Origin of the sequence: Enterococcus devriesei (assembly GCF_001885905.1) — a bacterium.
In the GTDB taxonomy this organism is placed as follows: domain Bacteria; phylum Bacillota; class Bacilli; order Lactobacillales; family Enterococcaceae; genus Enterococcus_A; species Enterococcus_A devriesei.
Genome location: NZ_JXKM01000045.1, coordinates 1 through 654 on the forward strand (window position 1 = coordinate 1; position 654 = coordinate 654).

1 protein-coding gene is annotated in these 654 nt (G+C 41.6%); it reads right to left on the minus strand.

Going from position 1 to position 654, the window contains the following annotated elements; all coding sequences use genetic code 11:
• Positions 1-575 (minus strand): phage recombination protein Bet (gene bet, locus RV00_RS15945; RefSeq protein WP_071863500.1); only part of this gene is annotated, 575 nt, incomplete at its 3' end.
• Between the last annotated feature and the right edge of the window lie 79 nt (positions 576-654).

The following is a 654-nucleotide window of genomic DNA, read 5'->3' on the forward strand; positions in this document are numbered from 1 at the left end:
CCGCTATCTTGGATAGGTAATTTATCGTCTTCTGTGTACATAGCTCCCAACGTTTCAGGGAACGCTTCTCGTAAGGCGTTGACGATTGCAGTCTTACGAATCATGTTTTTGGGCATCTGGTTCCAAGTTGCTTGTCCTTTTGTGAACTCTCGCAATTCAATTTCTATCTCTGCTGGTTCTGGTCTATCTTTACGATAAACTTTTGCCCATCCACCGATCAGCTTATCTGTGGGCAAGCTGACGGCCCCCGTAAGTTTTACTAATTCATCGCCGCGCTGAACAATGATCCCGGCTTTTAATCCATTGTATTGAGGATGATTTTCGGCTCTCTTCATAAATGCTTCTTTTGCTACTATGTTTTGAGCTGGTTTTCCTTTGAATTTAACTAGATAGACCTCTTTTAAAAACGGATTCAGCTTTTGGTATTTAGCGAGCTGTAAAAACATCACTATTTCTTGGTCGGTCACTGTTTCGTTCCCGCTAACAAGAAATTGTTTAACCATATTTCCGGTAAGCTTCACCTCTTCGCCGTTCACTTCGTATTCAATCGGCTTTTCCAATAATTCATTACTCACGATCTAACGCCCCCTCTAGCTTCTTTTGAAGATACTCTTTGCCTTCCATAGCAAAACTGTAATCTTGATACTCAATGCC